This is a genomic window from Alloyangia mangrovi, assembly GCF_002300555.2.
Classification (GTDB): Bacteria; Pseudomonadota; Alphaproteobacteria; order Rhodobacterales; family Rhodobacteraceae; genus Salipiger; species Salipiger mangrovi.
Genome location: NZ_NTHN02000050.1, coordinates 1 through 17,207, shown reverse-complemented (window position 1 = coordinate 17,207; position 17,207 = coordinate 1). Strand labels below are relative to the sequence as shown.

At 61.8% G+C, this 17,207-nt stretch carries 13 protein-coding genes; 5 read left to right on the top strand and 8 right to left on the bottom strand.

Going from position 1 to position 17,207, the window contains the following annotated elements; genetic code table 11:
- Positions 1-255 precede the first annotated feature (255 nt).
- Positions 256-1,743, bottom strand: coding sequence for a M20 family peptidase (locus tag CLG85_RS21145; protein WP_217989750.1), 1,488 nt, complete (start codon positions 1,741-1,743; stop codon positions 256-258).
- A 344-nt stretch (positions 1,744-2,087) separates the two neighbouring features.
- On the opposite strand from CLG85_RS21145, the gene CLG85_RS21140 reads away from it, so the two are divergent.
- The gene (locus CLG85_RS21140; protein ID WP_260349958.1) at positions 2,088-3,152 is read left to right on the top strand and encodes an AI-2E family transporter; all 1,065 of its coding nucleotides are present in this window, start codon (positions 2,088-2,090) and stop codon (positions 3,150-3,152) included.
- 43 nt (positions 3,153-3,195) lie between these two features.
- Here the strand turns inward: CLG85_RS21140 and cls are convergent, their stop codons facing one another.
- From cls to CLG85_RS21105, 7 genes are all read right to left on the bottom strand, one after another.
- Complete coding sequence (gene cls, locus CLG85_RS21135) at positions 3,196-4,617, bottom strand: cardiolipin synthase (RefSeq protein WP_095882355.1); 1,422 nt, start codon at positions 4,615-4,617, stop codon at positions 3,196-3,198.
- A gap of 324 nt (positions 4,618-4,941) precedes the next feature.
- The gene (locus tag CLG85_RS21130; RefSeq protein WP_095882356.1) at positions 4,942-5,277 is read right to left on the bottom strand and encodes a potassium channel family protein; all 336 of its coding nucleotides are present in this window, start codon (positions 5,275-5,277) and stop codon (positions 4,942-4,944) included.
- A 327-nt stretch (positions 5,278-5,604) separates the two neighbouring features.
- Complete coding sequence (locus tag CLG85_RS21125) at positions 5,605-6,648, bottom strand: alpha/beta hydrolase (RefSeq protein ID WP_217989751.1); 1,044 nt, start codon at positions 6,646-6,648, stop codon at positions 5,605-5,607.
- Positions 6,649-7,277: 629 nt separating this feature from the next.
- Positions 7,278-7,673: a (R)-mandelonitrile lyase gene (locus tag CLG85_RS21120; protein ID WP_095882357.1), complete on the bottom strand. Its 396-nt coding sequence runs from the start codon at positions 7,671-7,673 to the stop codon at positions 7,278-7,280.
- 50 nt (positions 7,674-7,723) lie between these two features.
- The gene (locus CLG85_RS21115) at positions 7,724-8,485 is read right to left on the bottom strand and encodes a carboxymuconolactone decarboxylase family protein (RefSeq protein WP_095882358.1); all 762 of its coding nucleotides are present in this window, start codon (positions 8,483-8,485) and stop codon (positions 7,724-7,726) included.
- 46 nt (positions 8,486-8,531) lie between these two features.
- The gene (locus CLG85_RS21110; RefSeq protein WP_260349957.1) at positions 8,532-9,020 is read right to left on the bottom strand and encodes a cupin domain-containing protein; all 489 of its coding nucleotides are present in this window, start codon (positions 9,018-9,020) and stop codon (positions 8,532-8,534) included.
- Positions 9,021-9,088: 68 nt separating this feature from the next.
- Positions 9,089-10,165, bottom strand: a complete 1,077-nt coding sequence (locus tag CLG85_RS21105; RefSeq protein WP_095882360.1) for an alpha/beta hydrolase — start codon at positions 10,163-10,165, stop codon at positions 9,089-9,091.
- A 179-nt stretch (positions 10,166-10,344) separates the two neighbouring features.
- On the opposite strand from CLG85_RS21105, the gene CLG85_RS21100 reads away from it, so the two are divergent.
- The 4 genes from CLG85_RS21100 (at position 10,345) to CLG85_RS21085 (ending at position 16,178) form a co-directional block, all read left to right on the top strand.
- On the top strand, positions 10,345-11,241 hold the full coding sequence (locus tag CLG85_RS21100) for a LysR family transcriptional regulator (protein ID WP_095882361.1): 897 nt from the start codon (positions 10,345-10,347) through the stop codon (positions 11,239-11,241).
- Between the two features lie 1,057 nt (positions 11,242-12,298).
- The gene (locus CLG85_RS21095) at positions 12,299-13,039 is read left to right on the top strand and encodes a hypothetical protein (RefSeq protein WP_095882362.1); all 741 of its coding nucleotides are present in this window, start codon (positions 12,299-12,301) and stop codon (positions 13,037-13,039) included.
- Complete coding sequence (locus tag CLG85_RS21090) at positions 13,036-15,279, top strand: TnsB C-terminal domain-containing protein (protein WP_095882363.1); 2,244 nt, start codon at positions 13,036-13,038, stop codon at positions 15,277-15,279. Before CLG85_RS21095 ends, CLG85_RS21090 begins: the two co-directional genes overlap by 4 nt.
- Positions 15,276-16,178 carry an ATP-binding protein gene (locus CLG85_RS21085; RefSeq protein WP_260349956.1) on the top strand — a complete coding sequence of 301 codons (903 nt, stop codon included), beginning with the start codon at positions 15,276-15,278 and terminating at the stop codon, positions 16,176-16,178. Before CLG85_RS21090 ends, CLG85_RS21085 begins: the two co-directional genes overlap by 4 nt.
- Positions 16,179-17,207: the final 1,029 nt, after the last annotated feature.

Below are 17,207 nucleotides of genomic sequence, written 5' to 3'. Positions count from 1 at the left end.
CTGAGGCGCGACTCACGTCCGGAATTTCAGAGGGCCTGTATTTTGGCCTCAATGGAAATGCGGCTCGCATGGCCAGCCGCTTCTTGGCTTCGAAGTTGACCGCCGGATGTTGCTACGGCCAAAGTGGGAGCTATGGTAATTGCAATCGCGGTTCCGCGCCAGGCTCTGCCCGCATGCATCCGCCAACGACGAAAGATACTGCCGACCGCTCAAACTGCCGCGAGTCCCTTCTCTACCGTCTGACTCCGGTCTTCCCTAAAGATCGTCGAGGTTGCTCATGATTTGGTAGAAAAAGCCGATGGTCTTGCCGTACTCGTCCACTTTGATGCGCTCGTTGACACCATGGAAGCCCGCGAACTCCTTCATGGATTCCAGCTGGATGCCGGTGATCGTGTAGACATCCGGCGCAAAGGCCCTTGCTTGGAAGTGCTTGGAGTCCGACCCCCCGATGACGAAGAAGGGCGCCACGATGAGGTCATTGCCCCAAATCTGGCGGATCGTCTTTTCCAGCGCCTTGTAGCCGGGGCCGTCTGGGTCCGCGACAGCTGTCGCGGGTGTGGAGGCCGAGATGTCGGTGATCGTGATCCGATCATCGTCGATCGCCTTCCGGACATGTTCGATGATCACGTCGGGCGTGTCTCCCGGCATCGGGCGAAAGTTCACTACGGCCGTGGCGGCGGGGGGCAGCACGTTGTCCTTGATGCCGGCGTTGAACATGGTCACGGCAATGGTTGTGTGCAGCATGGCCCGGGTGACCTGGTTGGTCGCCATTTCTGCGATGAACTCCTTCTCGAGGTCGGTCATCTCGCCCTCTTTTCCGAAGGCGACCGCCGCGAACATGGGTTGCCTCGCTTCCTCCAGCTCGGGACCCATGTACCTGTACTGGTGGCGGACGGCCTCATGGATGCGATAGGGGAACTGCGCAGCCTCAAGCTTCGTAATCGCCTTCGCGAGAATCCCGATGTTGGACTCTTCGGGTGGCTGCGAGGAATGACCGCCGACGCCGTGCATGGCCAGCTCGAGACTGATGTACCCCTTCTGCGCGATGCCGATCAGGGCTGTGTTGTCCGGAATGCCGGGAAAGACCCCGGGGATCAGCGGCGCGGACTCGTCCATGACAAAGGCGAACCGCTCGATCCCGCGTTGCTCCAGAACGTCCGCGACGTATCTCGCCCCTTCAGGTCCGCCGACCTCCTCGTCCTGCCCGAAGACGAAATACAGCGTCCGTTCGGGTTGCCAGCCTTCCTCGAGCTTCATTTCCGCGGCTTCCAGAATGCCATGGATCTGGTTCTTGTCGTCCAGCACGCCGCGACCCCAGATGTAGCCATCGGCGACGGTCCCCGAGAAAGGCTCCTGATCCCATTGATCGAGCGAGTCCTCGGGAACCGGCACGACGTCCTGGTGAGCATAGAAGAGCGCCGGCGGCAGGTCGGGGTTCTTGCCCTCCCAAGTGTAAAGCAGGCTGTAGGGCCGCGGGTCCCCCAGGACTTCGCGCTTGAGCGACGCGTGAACCTTGGGATAGGCCTCTGCGAGGAAAGCGTGGTAGTCATCGAAGGCCTTGGTGTCGAAGTCGTTGCGGTCCTGATTTGAGACGGTGGGGAACTGCACCGCCCTGGACAGGCGGTCGACGGCGCCATCGAGATCCACCTCGATTGTAATTTGTTCAACGCCTTCCATCTGAAGCGATGGCAGATCCGCGTCTTGGGCGACCGCCGGAGCGCCAAGCCCGGTCAGGACGCACATTAGAAAAATTCCGCGACAAGACCTTGTGAACATATCATTTCTCCCAAAGGAACGTGCTCAAAATGACCCTGTTCGACCGACGCCGCCGCGTTGGCAGGACATGGCAGGAGCAATCCTATTCGCAACCTTGAGATTTCAGATCATACATATTCAATGCATATTTAGCTCGCACATTGGGTACCAATAGCGCTCGGTCTACCATTTGGCTCCGCCCGCAATTGAACATCCCCGAGTGGGTTGAGGCGCCGGCGCGGCAGCCATCAAGGGTTTCAATTGGTCTTTACCGGTGACAGGAAGGCGTTCCCTGTCGCAGACTGTGCGCAGATCGTCTGGGACAGGAAGACATGAGATCAGCTCAGGTTGTTGCTCCTGATTGGTTCAAGACCATAGTCGGCTTGCCGTTCGTCATCGTGACGCTCTGGTTTGGTCAGGACCTTCTGAAACTTCTGGCGCTGGCATTCCTGATCTTTGTCCTCGCAACGGCCTTCACGGACAGGCTTTCCCGCATTTCGATTTTCGGGCGGCCCATATCGGGGTGGCAGGCCCATGCGCTGGCTCTCGTGATCTTCATTTCGACGACCTGGATCATTGCGGTGATCTGTTCGAACGCCGCGCAGGAGATCGTCGAGGCCCTGCCGAGATATCAGGAGCGTCTCGGCGGCATGGCGATCAAGCTCGAAGGTGTCATCGGTCCGCGGACCGTCGATGCAATCAACCAGGCGCTTGAGAGCCTGAAGATCGGCGATCTTCTGGTCTTCCTGGCGGGCGGCCTCGTCGGCAGCATCGCACAGGTGTCCCTGCTCACGATCTATTTCGTGTTTCTCGTCCTCGAGCGGTCGGACTGGCGGAAGAAGGTTGCCATTCTCTCCACGCCCGACCCGCATGGCGCGGACTTCGCGGTGATTGTCCGGCGCGCGGCCATCGGCATAAAGAACTTCATGTGGGTCAACGCCGTGACAAGTGCCATGAGCGGCGCGGTGGCTTACCTTGTCTTTCGGCTGATCGGCCTCGATTTTGCGTCTTTCCTCGCGATCATGATCTTCTTCGTCGGCTTCATCCCGAACATCGGAGCGTTCATCGGCATTCTGCTCCCCTCGCTGGTGGCTCTGGCGCAGTTCGACAGCCTCTGGCCGCTGGCGGCGGTGATCGTCTTCTACGGCGGAGCCGATCAGGTCATCAGCAACGTGATTACGCCGATGATGCAGGGCAAGTCGTTGAACATGAGCATTCTCATGATCACGGTCTCGCTGATGTTCTGGTCCCTGCTGTGGGGGGGCGCTCGGAGCGTTCCTCGCCGTGCCGCTCACCGTCATCGTGATGGTTGTCGCCTCCGAGGTGCCCGGTCTTCGCTGGCTTGCTGTCTTGCTCTCCAAGGACGGTCACATCCACTACCTGGAATAGGAGCTTGACCCTGCAAGGCTGCCGCTGGCCCGCCGGTCGGTCCGATGGCGCTCAGAGGATCGGTCCGACCATGGCCACGGCGTTCTGCCAGAGCCGCTGCGGGAGGGACCAGGCGGCGACCTCTTCAGGCGTGACGCGCCTTGCATCTTTGATGTACGTGTCCTGCCTCTGCCGAATGCTCTCGCAGGTCTTCCTGTCCACCAGCAGAATGTTGTTCTCGTAGTTCAGATCGAAGCTGCGCCGATCCAGGTTGGCCGATCCGATCAGGGCGATCTCGCCATCCACGACGAGCGTCTTGCTGTGCAGCAAGCCGGGAAGATACTCGCGGACCGAGACGCCCGATGCGAGAAGGCCCGCGTAGTAACTGCGGCTCGTGGCACCAACGAAGATGGAGTCGTTGCGGGCCGGGAAGATGACGGTGACCTTCACGCCCCGGTAGGCGGCGGCGCAAAGTGCTTGCTGGATCGCCTCGGTGGGGACGTAGTAGGGCGTCGTCAGCACCAGCTCGTCCCGTGCCGCGTAGATCAGGCTGGTGAACATCTCGGGCATCGCGGAGGCCCGCACGCTGGGCCCTGTCGCCACGACCTGCGCGGGCCAACCGTTCGGGATCGGCGCTATCTTGGGGGCGACGAGGGCGGAGAGGTCTTCATCCACCGCCTCCATCCAGTCGGCGGCGAAGACCCGCTGCGCCTGCTGGACGACGGGCCCTTCGATGCGCAGCATGATGTCGACCCAGGGCGCATATTTCGCCTTCTGCACGAAGGCCGGATCGGCGCAGTTCTGGCTGCCACAGTAGGTCACCCGGCCGTCGATGACGACGATCTTGCGGTGGTTTCTCAGATCGATGCGACCGTTGAAGATCCGCAGCAGCGGGTTGCCGACCTGATAGGCCGAAGCCAGCTGGACCCCTGCGCTCTTCATCGTGGTCCAAAGTGCGGAGCGGATCAGACGGCGCGACCCGATATCATCCACCATCGCACGGCACATCACGCCGCGCTGTGCCGCGCGCATGAGCGCGGCCGCGACCTTGCTTCCGTTGTTGTCCTCAACCCAGATGTAGAACAGGAGATGCACGTGCTCCGTCGCCGCGTCGATGTCGGCGACGATGGCATCCACTGTCGCATCGCTGTCGGCCATGAGCTCGGCAACGTTCCCGGGACAGGGCTCAAATCCAGAGATCGACTCGCCAACTCGAAACAGGGCATCAGCCCTTGGCAAGCGGCCCAAGCCACGCGCGTCCGCCGCGAAGCGTGCGGCATCCGGGAGCATCTCCTCGATACGCCTGAGCCGCGCGAGGCGTCGACGACCGATGCTCGTCTCGCCGAAAAGCAGATATGCCAGAACGCCGACGACAGGGACCGCGAGCGTGATCAATACCCAGGCCGCCCTTGCTGAAGGATCCCGGTGCTGACGGAGCAAGATGCGCAACACGCAGGCTCCGACGATCAAATAGTGAAGGACGATCCAGATCATCTGTCGTTTCGCTCTCCAATGACCAAGCTTGTGAACGCGGAGTTTAGCATGCGCATCGCGTTGGTGGTCACGATGAGCCCACACGCTCCTGTCAGAAATCAATTCAGCTGTCCCGTGAGCGCTGTCGCAGACAGGCCGCCCCCTCATGGCGGCGCTGCGCAGCGGCCATTCTCGCGGCAAGCGCGTCGTCAAGCGCGCATGCCTGTACGGCCTTTCCTATCTGAGCAGGGTTCCGAGATGTGGCCCTCGGGAGGGACGCGCCAGCATCGCGAATTCATTCAACGGGTGGGATCGAAGATGACGCGATCTCACCCGTTATTCCGGTCATTTTTCGTCGTCCTTTCCTGGCTTGATCAGCGCACGGGCGAGCTGTGAAAACAGCGCTACGAAGATGCCTACGCCGACGAAAATGTAGATGACGGTAAAGACCTTGCCGACGTCGGTTTGGGGAGACAGATCGCCGAGACCGACTGTCGATATGGTCGTGGCACTGAAATAGAAAGCATCGATCCAGCGCCAGCCCTCGACCCCATGATAGAAGACCGTACCCGAAAGCAGGGTTAGGGCAGCAAGCACCAGCGCCGCGCGGAACTCGGGAATTTTCCGCGATCTCAGGATTGCCTTCAGCAGCCGAAGGACCGTCGTATAGAGGCTGATCATCCGCTTTCATCCCCTTTTGATGTGGGCGAAACTCTGCGGCCAGAGGCCTTTCCGATCTTACCCTGCCCGATTTCGAAAAACCTCCCCAAGCTGGCGCCGTTCTCGACGAAGAGTTCGGCGCTTGCGGTCGGGCCCTGCAGGGAACTACGGGCGTATCGGGCAATGGGTGCGATCAAGGCACGAGCGAATGTCGCGGTCGGGCTCGGAGCGGACGTGCGGCGCTGTGGCGTCGGGCCACCAGCATACGGACGCACCAGTTTTCAACTGCGGAGGCATGAACGCCCGAAGTACAATTCGGACTCTGACTACCCTCCCCAAGAAATCAATTCATAGAAGGCGCGAGAACGCCGCATTCAGATTGGCATCGTGAGCCTTAGCGGATGCGGCACCGGGTACCATATCGAACCCATGCGGCGCACCAGCGTAGATGTGCAGTTCGCAGGGCACACGTTCACGGACCATCCGCAGGACATATTCGGTATCTTCTTCAAGAAAGAGATCCAGATCACCGACGGCCACGAAGGCCGCAGGAAGACCAGCGGTCGAAGGAACATGAGAAGGCGAGAACTGACCGATGCGACTGTCGTCCAATTGGTAGTCGCCACGCAGCGCGTCCCAGCCAAAACGGGTGTTGGCTCGGGTCCAGACAAATTCTCCAGTGGTCAGGTTATTGACAGGCGCTGCCGCAGTTCCCGTGCGATAGTCGAGCATCGGGTAAATGAGGAACTGCGCCTTCACAGCCACTTCACCGCGGTCACGGGCGAGGATCGCCAATGCAGCAGCCAGGCCCCCGCCTGCAGACTGGCCCATCACCGAAATGCGTAACGGGTCGATGCCGAGTACGGCAGCATTATCATGGAGGTATCTCAAGACGGCGTAGCAATCCTCCACCGGCCCGGGGAATGGAGCTTCCGGGGCCAGGCGATATTCTGCATTGGCCACAAGCGCGCCGGTTCGCTGCGCGAAGTCATAGCACAACGCGTCAAAGCTTTGCGCCTGATTGAGTATCATGCCGCCGCCGTGAATGAAGAGAATGCAGGGCACCGGGCCCTCCGGGGTCAACGCCGGCCGAAGGAGTCGAAAGCTCGCGGGGCTGCCGGGCACATCCACGATCTCGACCTTCTCCGGCATGGCTCTTGCGGCACCAGTGGCATTCACCGTCGCGCGCAGTTGCGGCAATGTTGCTGCGGTGATGTCGAACGGGCTGACATCGGCCAGCATGCGCAAATCCGGAAGAACCAGGTCATAGGTGGATTGGACGACGTCCACTGCAGGGCCCGCGGGGCTGAACTCTGCATGGACGCGAGGAGGGACTGCCGTTCCGAGCGCCGCGACAGCAGAGGCTGCCAGAAAGCCGCGTCTTGTGGTCATGGCGAGCCTCCCTTCGCGGCGGTCCCTCGACAATCGAGGCCTCGCCCAGCGGCTATACGGTGAGCCCGCGTATTCACTTGGGCATTGATTCAGATCAATCCGCACGACGGCGGTAGAACGAAGGGAAATTAACCTTTAAGCGCGGCCATGCCCGGCATCGGATTGCCCTCGAGTTCCATCCGTGGCGCTCGGTGGGGCCTGTCTAACGACCTCTGGCATCGGCGAGCGCCGCAGCAGCTTCGCGGGCGTCCGCTATCGCGAACCTTCCCGCGGAATTTCGCAGTTGCAGTGGCTTGTCGCTGCGCATAGCACGAATGTCGTGCAAGGGCTCGGAGGAGCCGTGCGGTGGTGCCGCGTGCTGGCGGCTCAGGTGAGCGGGTCGCCCGGCAGAGACGGCCCACTCCTGCCACTCATCAAAGACGCCTGTGCTGTGGTGCAGCCTTACCAGACCGGCCGTTCGCCGTGGTTGCAAAGCCGAGGCATGGGCGAACTCACGCTCGGAGTTTATGGACGTCCGTCGATGGCGTCCCAAAGCAAACCGTCGCTCACGGCCATGTCCCGGAGCGTCGGAACTCGGCCTTGCAGTCATCGCCGCGCTGCCACCACAATATGCGGCATCGCGCTTGCCTTCAGCCAGAATAGTCCGCGTCCGAGACCTTCTCCAGCCAGGTCACCGGCGTGCCGTCGATGCTCTCCTGAATGGCGATGTGCGACATGGCGGTATCGGGCGATGCGCCGTGCCAGTGTTTCTCGTCGGCGGGAAAGAAGACCACGTCGCCGGTTGTGACCTCTTTGATCGGGCCGCCTTCGCGCTGCACCCGGCCGCGGCCGAAGGTGATGATGATGGTCTGCCCCGCCGGGTGGGTGTGCCACGCGGTGCGGGCGCCGGGCTCGAAGGTGACATGGGCACCGCTGGTGCGGCCCGGGGCGTCGGCTTGGAACATGGGGTCGATCCGCACGGTTCCGGTAAAGTAGTCCTCGGGACCGGGGGCGGAGGGCGTGCTGCCAGCTCGGATGATCTTCATGGAATGTCTCCGTTGGTGAGGCGGCGTGGCCGTGGCCGCGCCTCAGGATTTCAGTCTGCGTGGCTCTCGAACACCTGCCGCGCCACGGGCATCGCCGAGAACACCTTGGGCCAGCCCGCATAGAAGGCAAGATGCGAGAGCATCGCGCCTGCCTCTTCCTGCGTCAGCCCGTTGTCCATCGCGCGGTTCAGGTGAAAGGTCATCTGCTCGGGTTGGCCGGCGGTGATCAGCGCCGCGACGGTGACCATGCTGCGGTCGCGGGGCGCAAGGGCCGGGCGCAGCCAGAGGTCGTTGAACAGCAGCTCGCGCGTGGTGTCGACGACACCGGGGCTGACGGTGGCGAAATTGGACTGAACCGTCTCTTCCCGCGCGGCTTCGGCCTCTTCGTCCAGCGGCAGGAGATCGGGGGCGAGAGCGGGCAGGTCTTCGGCGGTCACGCCGCGCGCGTCATAGACCGGGGCCATGGCCTCGGCGGCTGCGGTGGCGTTGCCCCAGCCGGTGTAGAAGGCGAGATGGGTGATGGTTTCCGACAGTTCCGCCGGGGTCACGCCCGCGTCGAGTGCCAGTTCGGTGTGAGGGCCGAGCGTGTCCGCCTCGTGGCGTGTGACCAGCGCCGCGAAGGTGACGAGCGCGCGGTCGCGCATCGAGAGCCTCTCATCGGTCCAGACCGAGCCGAAGAGGTCTTCGGTGGCATAGCCGGCGAGGGCCGGAGCCACCGCATCGGCGGCGGCAGGAAGGGTCCGAGCAAGATCCTGCGCCGAGGCGGTGGTGCTGGCGAGAGCGAAGGCGGAGGCAATGATCTGGGTTTTCATGGGAGCATCCTTAGTATCGGTGACTTGGCGAAGTGACGGGGACCGGTCATCCCGGTCTCCCGTTGCAGGCATTCGGTCTCAGCTGCCGTAGTCCTCGTCGGTCACGAGCTCCCCCCCATGTCACCGCGGAGCCGTCCTGAACCGCCTGAACCGCGTAGTGGGTGACAGAGGTTCCTGCGGTTGCGCCGTGCCAATGGTTCACGCCCGCCGGGGCGAACACCACATCGCCGGTGCGCATCACCTGTTTGTCCTCGCCTTCTTCTTGGTACCAGCCGGTCCCTGCGGTCACGACGAGATATTGGCCCACCGGATGCGTGTGCCACGCCGATCGGGCGCCGGGCAGGAAGGTCACTTCACCTGCGCTGACATCGTTCATCTCGGGGCCGAAGACCGGCGCGACGAAGACCGTGCCGGTGAAGGTCTCGGGGCTGCCGATCTGGCCGCCCCGCTCCAGAGGCGTGGTCTGCGTCATCTGCTGGGCGAAAGCTGCGGGGGCGGCGAGGCTCAGCGCAAGCGCGGCGAGGGTCATCTTCATTGGGCGTCTCCATGATCGGAAGAGGGGCGATGAGACCTGCCCCCACATTCGGGGGCAGGCCCGGGGATTTACGCGAGGTGACCTTTGAAGAACGCCTGAAGGCGGTCGAAGGGGATGATGTCCTTCTGATCGTAGAGGTCGCAGTGATCCGCGCCGTCGATGATCACCAACTCCTTGGGGTCGCGTGCTGCGGCATAGGCGTCTTCGCTGAAATAGCGGGAATGCGCCTCGGACCCGGCGATTATCAGCGCCGGACGCGGCGAGATCTCATGGATGTAGGTGAGTTGCGGCATGTTCATGAAGGACATGGCCGAGGTGACGTTCCAGCCGCCGTTCGAGTTGAGCGAACGCGGGTGATAGCCGCGGTCGGTTTTGTAGTAGGCGTGGTACATGGCGATCACCGGGTTATCGATGCCGTCCAGCGTGTCGGGCAGACCGCCGGCCAGCTTCGGAGCCTCGTCCGAGGCGGCGTCTTCCCAGCGCTGCAGGCTCATGGCGGTCAGCGCCTCGGTGCGATCTTCCTCGGTCATCGCATCGAAATAGCCGCGGGCGTTGACCCGGCTCATGTCGTACATGGACGTCACCGCCACTGCCTTGACCCGCTTGTCGGGCGAGGCGGCGTTGAGCGCCATGCCGCCAAAGCCGCAGATACCGATCATGCCGATGCGGTCGCGGTCCACCGCGTCCTGCAGGCCAAGGAAATCGACCGCGGCCATGAAGTCCTCGGTGTTGATGTCGGGCGAGGCGACGTAGCGCGGCGCTCCGCCGCTTTCGCCGATGTAGGAGGGATCGAACGCCACGGCGGCAAAGCCGCGCTCGGCCATCTCCTGAGCATAGAGGCCCGCGGCCTGCTCCTTGACGGCGCCGAAGGGGCCGGCGACCGCAAGGGCCGGAAGAGGCGCGTCGCCGCGGTCTTTCGGCAGGTAGAGATCACCCACCAGCGCGATGCCGTAGCGGTTGGTGAAGCTGACTTTGCGGTGGTCGACGCGGTCGCTCTGCGGGAAGGTCTTGTCCCACTCGGTGGTCGCCTGCGCCAGTACGGCTTCGGCGCTCAGCGAGGCCACGCCAAGCGCAGCGGCGCCCATTCCGGCAGTCAGCAGCAGCTCGCGGCGGGCAGGGTTTTGGGGATCGGTCGGGGTGGTCATCTTGGGAACTCCGGTTCGGATGTGTCGTCTGCCCTCCAATCTGGAGCTGCACCTGGGGCCGGATAAGGCCGCCTGACCTTATCGTTGCTATGAGCTGGATTCATGCATGGGCGGCGCTTTTCCTTTGCGTCAGGCTGTTCGTTGCCCCAGAACACCGCGAGCAACAGAAGGAGCGCGCCATGGACCGTGAATTGCTCGGCGACCTTTCGACCCTGCTCGCCGTCACCGAAGAGGGCAATTTCACCCGCGCCGGGCACCGTCTCGGCGTGTCGCAATCTGCCGTGAGCCACACGATCCGGCGGCTCGAAGACAAGATCGGCGTGCGGCTGCTCAACCGCAGTGCGCGGAAGGTGACCCCCACCGATGCGGGCGAACAGCTTCTCGCAGCGCTGCGCCCCAGCTTCCAGCAGCTCGGCAACCGGATCGAGGAAATCCGCACGCTTGGCGAGCGTCCCTCGGGGCTGGTGCGGGTGACCTCCAGCGTGCCCGCCACCCGCGACATCTTGTGGCCGGTGGCTTCGCAACTGGTGCGCGACTATCCCGACGTGCGCATCGAGATCAGCAGCGAAGGGCGGCTTTCTGACCTTGCCGAAGACCGCTTTGACTGCGCGATCCGGCTCGGCGAGCACCTGAGCCCAGACATGATCGCAGTCCCCGTAGGCCCGCAGCTGGAAATGGCGGCGGTCGCCAGCGCGGGCTACCTCGCGCGGCGCGGTACACCAAGACACCCCGACGATCTTGATGCCCACAACTGTATCCTGATGCGGCACCGATCCGACGGGCCGGTCTATGACTGGGAGTTCGAGATCGAGGGCACCGAGGTTGTGAAGAAGCTGGCAGGCCCTTTCATCCTGAACGACCCCGGCCTCGTGATGGAAGCGGTGCGGGCGGGTCACGGGTTCGGCTACCTGCCACTGCCGGAAGTCCGCGCTGACCTCGACACCGGACGTGTGCGGAGGGTCCTCGCCGACTTCTGCCCGCCCTTCGACGGCTACCACCTGTGCTACATGGGGCGGCGGAATCTCAGCTCTGCCTTGCGGCTTTTGATCGATCGGTTGCGTTCGGCACGATCATGACGTGTGCTCATGGAAGTGTTCCTCGGGTCGCCAGAAGATGACGCCGTCGTTTGGCCAAATCCGAGGGTGCGCCGCCGCGGCGCTGCTCGCTGGCAGCACTGGTGGTCAGGCGACATTGTAGCAGATCAAGCCGTCTGGTCTGTCGACTGACCGTCGGAAAAGGGCTTGGCTCGGTCATGCGGCGATGCAGAACAACCCTCGATCTTGGTCCGCTCCGAATGTCGGCTTCCACCTTTGTTGGGCGATCGGCTTGTCGCCGCAGCGAAGGTCCGAAATCCGCCCTGTGTACGCCGCGATCTGCGTCGTTAACATCCGGCAGTCAATCGCAACTCCTGCCTGGCGAACGGCTGCACCTTGCAATCTCAGCCGCCTCTCGGGCCACTTCGCAAGAAACGCGCACTGCGTCGAGGTTTAGCATCGAGCGAGTTTGTACCCACCATGGGTACAAGCTGGCCGATCTTCAAACCGCCGGGCTTTCCGCGCCCATCGACTCGCCCGTCGCTGGCGACCTGCGTCTGCGCACATGTTGCGGCAGCGTCGACAATGGCGCGGCACACAACTATGGCGCGATCGGAGCGCCATTTTATTTCCGTCATAGCTGATAGCTCGGCGGGAGGGCTGCAAATTTCTCCTCGCGATGTTCTGTGCATGGCCTTGCGAAAACATGTCCGCCATCGTCCTGCCGGCTCCTAGAACGTTGTGCCTGCGGTCTTCGACATGGCCACTTCAAGAAAATACACACGATATTTTTTTCGCATTTTCAGAGGGTTGACTCCAATTCGGCAAGGGCCTTGAAGGCTGGGCGCATTTTTCTGTTTTGGATTTTCAGCGGATTCGCGGACCTTCCCCTTGTGCAGGGTCGGCGGTCCACGAGGGCCAGGTCCTGCGCAAAAGAAAACGCGCACCCTCGGGTGCGCGCCTGGAAGTTGGGGCAAAGGTCGCCCGTGTATCATTTGCCAAGCTAGAGGCCGAAAACGGTCCGGGCAAGCGCGGTCTGAGCTCCAGAATGAAAAGATGACTACCCCGGAAACGCCTCGTTTCCGGGAACGGAGACGGCATGTCGAATTACGAAGATTGGTTGCAGGACCAACCGGCACCAAAGAAGGAACAGCCCGCCTTGGTGGTGGCGCCGATCCACGGGGTGCTCCCCTACGCTGGTGCTCGCAATCCCCTGAGCCGCAGCGACACGGCCAAGCGGGTGTCGGTTGCGATCGCAATGCCGATGACGGGCGGCATCCGGCAGGTCTATCATTTCGATGGCGAGTCCGAATACGCCGTCACTCTGGATGCCCTTCGCAGCCCTGAGCTCTATGGACTGGAGGTGCAGCTTCCTCCACTCAGCTTCTACTGTCGGCAGAAGCGCAAGGTGCGGACCCATCGGTTCGACTTGCGGTTGACGTTCAGGGATGGGTACCGACGCGCGGTTTTCGTCCGCAACGCGACGAGCTTGGCGAAGCGCGAAACCCAGGACGAGATCGACGACATCTTCGCCGCGGTCACCGAGGACTTTGCTGACGACTGCATGGTCGTCTGCACCGATGACTACACGCGCGCCTATCGCGACAACCTGCGCCGTATCTGGGACTATCTGCAGGTGTCGGACGATGACGCGGATACGCTCGTCGAGGATGCCGCACGCAATACCAGCTATTGGTATCTGAGCGACCTGATCGCGAATTGCGACATGGAGCCGTGGCGCTGCTACCAGGCGGCGATGCGGCTCATCGGCCAGAATGTGCTCTGGACGGACATGCATGGGGTCATCGACTACCCCTCGCGGGTCGCGCTGAACGCATGACTTCGCAACCGCTCTACAACATCCCCAAAGGATCCATCCTGAAGCTGGATGGTCGAGAACTGACGGTGTCGGTTCGCGAGGAGAGCGGTTATGCGGTGGAATGCAAGGAAACCGGCGAGTGTTTCACGCTGCCGCTTGAGCGGGTTGAGACTGCAATCCGACACCGGGATTGCGAGGTCATCAAGCCGGCCGATGTTGAAAAGCGGAAGGCCCTGCTCAAGCATACCGACGGCCTCGAGTGCGTTGCGCAGCTTTCGGAAAAAGACCAGCGGATTGTCCAGGCGCGCCTCGCTCTTGTTATCGCACAGGACGAGCTGCGCGCTGAAGGCGTGAAGCTCACCCAGCGCAGCATGAACAAGAGCGGTACACATCGCCGTCTTCTATTGACCCGCGCGGAAAAGCTTGCGCCTGGGCACAATTTTCTCGGGACACGCCGCGGCGGGAAGCTCGCAAGCGGCTTCGATGTCCCGCAAGGGCGGACCTTGGCCAGCTACCGCGACGTCTACCATCGCTTCGATCATAACCCAATTGTCTTGGCGGATCGTGACCGCATGAAAGGGCGTCGGGAGCCAAGGCTCTGCGAATGGCAGGAACAGTTCATCGACTACGTCCTGAACTGTTGGCATGATCCTAAGCAGCCAAAACTGGCATCTGTATATAAGCTGGCGACAAAGGTCTTCCACCGCTCTCCCCGAGAGATGGCGCAAGACATCAACTTTCCCTCGATCACGACGATCCGCACGCGTGCGAAGGCGATTTCCGATGTCGTCACCGTGCTCGGTCGCGGTGGGACGCGACACGGGGCCAACACCAAGGGAGCTGGGTCGACTGACGTGCGCGCCTTGGCGTTTGGTGAGAAGTTCGAATGGGACCAGTGCCTGCTGTCGATTTTCACCTCCGGCGACGGTGTCGTTCGTGCCGAGGTCATCGATCCCAAGGAAGCCCCTCAGGAGCTTGCGGACAATGAGATTCGCCGCTGCTGGCTCCATGTGATCCTTGATGTCGCGACCCGCGAGGTGCTGGGCTGGGTCATCTCGGAAACGGCCGATGCTGATCACAGCAAGGCTCTGCTTCGCATGGCGACGCGGGACAAGACCAAGGAGAAGGTGCGATACGGCTGCAGACAGGATCCCGTGCCGCCCGTCCGCCTGGGGCTTGCGCTAGCGGACAATGGCACGGCCACCCGGAATGCAGACGTTTATGCGGGACAGCTCGGAATGGGCATGGCCGTGATGACGGCGCGCGCGCACCAGCCCATGGACAAGCAGCTGGTCGAGCGGCTTTTCGGCACGACGCAGTGGGACGTGCTGAATTTCCGGCCAGGGTATACCGGTAGCCGCCCTGGCGAACTGACTGGCTACGAGCCCAAGCCCTCGGCCGAAATCAGTCATGACGACCTCTATGGCACCCTCACACGATACTTCATCGATGAGTATCCCTTCCGACCGCATCGCGGCACCGGGATGTACGGTGCGACCCCTCGTCAGAAGCAGGAAGAGGCCCTGCAGCTTTACGGCCCGATGGAACCGCCGTCGCAGCGCGACCGGTGTCTGCATTTGGGCGCGAAGGTTCAGGCAACCACGACGTCAGAAGGGGTAAGGGCTTTCAATATCCCATTCAACTCTACGGAACTCCAACGCTTTGCAGCGGGACGCCCGAAGCGGGTTACCGTTCACCTCGATCCCGACGACCTGCGGAAGGTCCATGTCACCGCTGAGGGGGAAGATGCCGTGATGGAAGCCCGCCTGAGCATGACCGTCTTCAAGGATCAGACGCTCGAAGAAGCCATCGAGATCTTGGAGGCTGCGACGAAGTCCAATCCGAGCTTGCGGGAACTCCATGATCGGCACCTGGGCGAAGCGATGAAGCGCCGTGCGCTTGAATCCGGTTTCTTCCCGGATTCCCGCGATCCGTCGAGCTACCAGACGCTCGCTCAGCTCGAGGCTCGCGCGAGCAAACTGCTTCAGGTCGAAACGCGACCTGCCGCCTATGTCGGTGCGACTGCTGTCCCCGGGCACCTCATGAGCAGGGGTCGCACGTCAGGGGTGGTGCCGGCACGCCCCGCCGGCGCGGCACCGTTCAAACCGCCGTCCCCATCGACGCCTCCCAGGGCAAGCGCACCTCCGCCGCAGTCCGCTGGACCGACGGATGTACCCCCAGGGGAGGTGAGCACTTCGGCGCCAGACCCTGACGACATCAAGACCATGACCTTCGGTAGCATCAAGGATAGCAAACTGTGACCAACCCCTTCATCATTCCCTCGTTGGCCAACCTGAACGCGGATCTGGCGCAGCGGCACTTCCCGCTCGCCAGGGGCGAGGAACTTCAGCGCAAATTCTCGAAGCTCTTCAGTCGTCACCTTGGCCGCCTTCGGTCCGGGAAGAGCTTTGAGGGGCGCAGCCTCTTGATCACAGGGCTGTCCGGCTCCGGTAAGACCGCTGAGATCTCGGACATGCTGGAACAGTTCAACGAAAGCGCCGTTCTCTTGCCTGACGGCAAGCCGGCGCGCTTTGCGTGTTGCGTTCTCGGCGCGAAGGGTACCTGGAAGGATCTTGGCCGCAAAACGCTGCAGGCTCTGGGCTATCCGATCACCAGCAGTACGCGCCGGACACAGTTCGAAATCTGGGATCTCGTGATCAAGCAGGCGAAGCTCCAGGGCATCGTTGGAATCCACTACGATGAGGCTCAGCACATCATGCGGGGCAAATCGGATAAGGAGGTCGAAGCTGTCCTGGACGCATTCAAGGGCCTCATGAAGGTAGACAAGCGTGACACGAAGAGTGGCGAAGCTTTTATGCCATCTCACGACTGGCCGCTCATGCTGATCTTGTCCGGCGTCCCGGAGCTTGGTGGCTATGTGCAACGCGAGGAGCAGCTTGATCGGTTGATGACCAGGATCGAGTTCGGTGAAGTCGATCTGAACAGCATGCCCGGGCATCCGGCGCGGGACTATGAAACCCTCAACGAAATCGTTGGCAGTTACGCGATCAGCGCAGGGCTCAATGTCGATGCTGACCTGCCGACGGGAGATTTCCTGCACCGCCTGGCGACAGCAGGGGCATTCCGATGGGGCCTGGTCATCGACATGGTCATGGATGCAGTGGCACTTGCGGTTGCCAGGGGGGGAAGGGTCGCTTGAGCGCTTGGATTTCGTGGAGGCATGGTGCGACAAAACCGGAATGAACGAACTGGCCACGCCCTTTACCCACGACAGCTACGAGAGGATGTTCCGGAGGGACAAGCCGTTCCGGGCCGCCATCGGCACCTGATCTTTCAGGACAATTCAGTCTTTGAGAAACCCGCGCTTCGGCGCGGGTTTTTTCATGCCTAGATGCTGGCGCCCGGATGCCCGCACTAGCTAAGCCTCTGATGCTGCGCAGGTTTTTGGTTTCTGCGCAGGCATATGCTTTCACTCTGGAAATCGCGTCCGGCAAGTTGTTGAAAATGTTTATGGATTCCTGGCGCCGAATCGGAAGTGATTGATTTTGCGCATTCATCTGCTTTCTCTGACTGACATGAACTGACCACCATAGCTTGGCCATCTGACCAGTTCAGATGGCCATACAACTATCAAACCGTGTCCATTCCCTCAGTTGTCCCTTGAGCAGGGAAATGATCGCGGACTAATCAGTCATCTTTTCGATAGTTGCACGTGTTTGGTCTCCTTCAGGTAGTGAAGATACTCCCAGTGCAGCCTGTAAAATCAGACGGGTCTTGGTCCATCCGCCGCTCGGATCGCGGATGGCAGCACGCAAGCATGAAAGCGATGTTTCCGGTGAAACGAAAAGCGAGGGAGTTTTGGCTATGCGCTGCCAATCCCTTGTCACCATTAGTTCGACCGAAGAGCTCACTGGATTGCTCAGATGAGGTTGGCAAAGATAGTGAACCCACAGACCATGACAGGTCAGTAAGGCGTCCGGAGCGAGACGTTCCAGAAAGGTTGCCGCGAGCGCTGACGCGATATGTGTCGACCAATCAGGTGTTGCGCGGTTGATAACTGCTGACCATGCGTCGATTTCTCCGGTGAAAAATTGCCGATTGAGATAGTCGATTAAGTTTATCACGCGGCCAGCGTTGGCGTGAGCTCGCGCATCGGCGCTCCAATGCGCAAGTGGTGACCTGCTCCCCTTTAAGTCCGCGTTTATAGGTTAGCTCTGTTCAGGGTTTG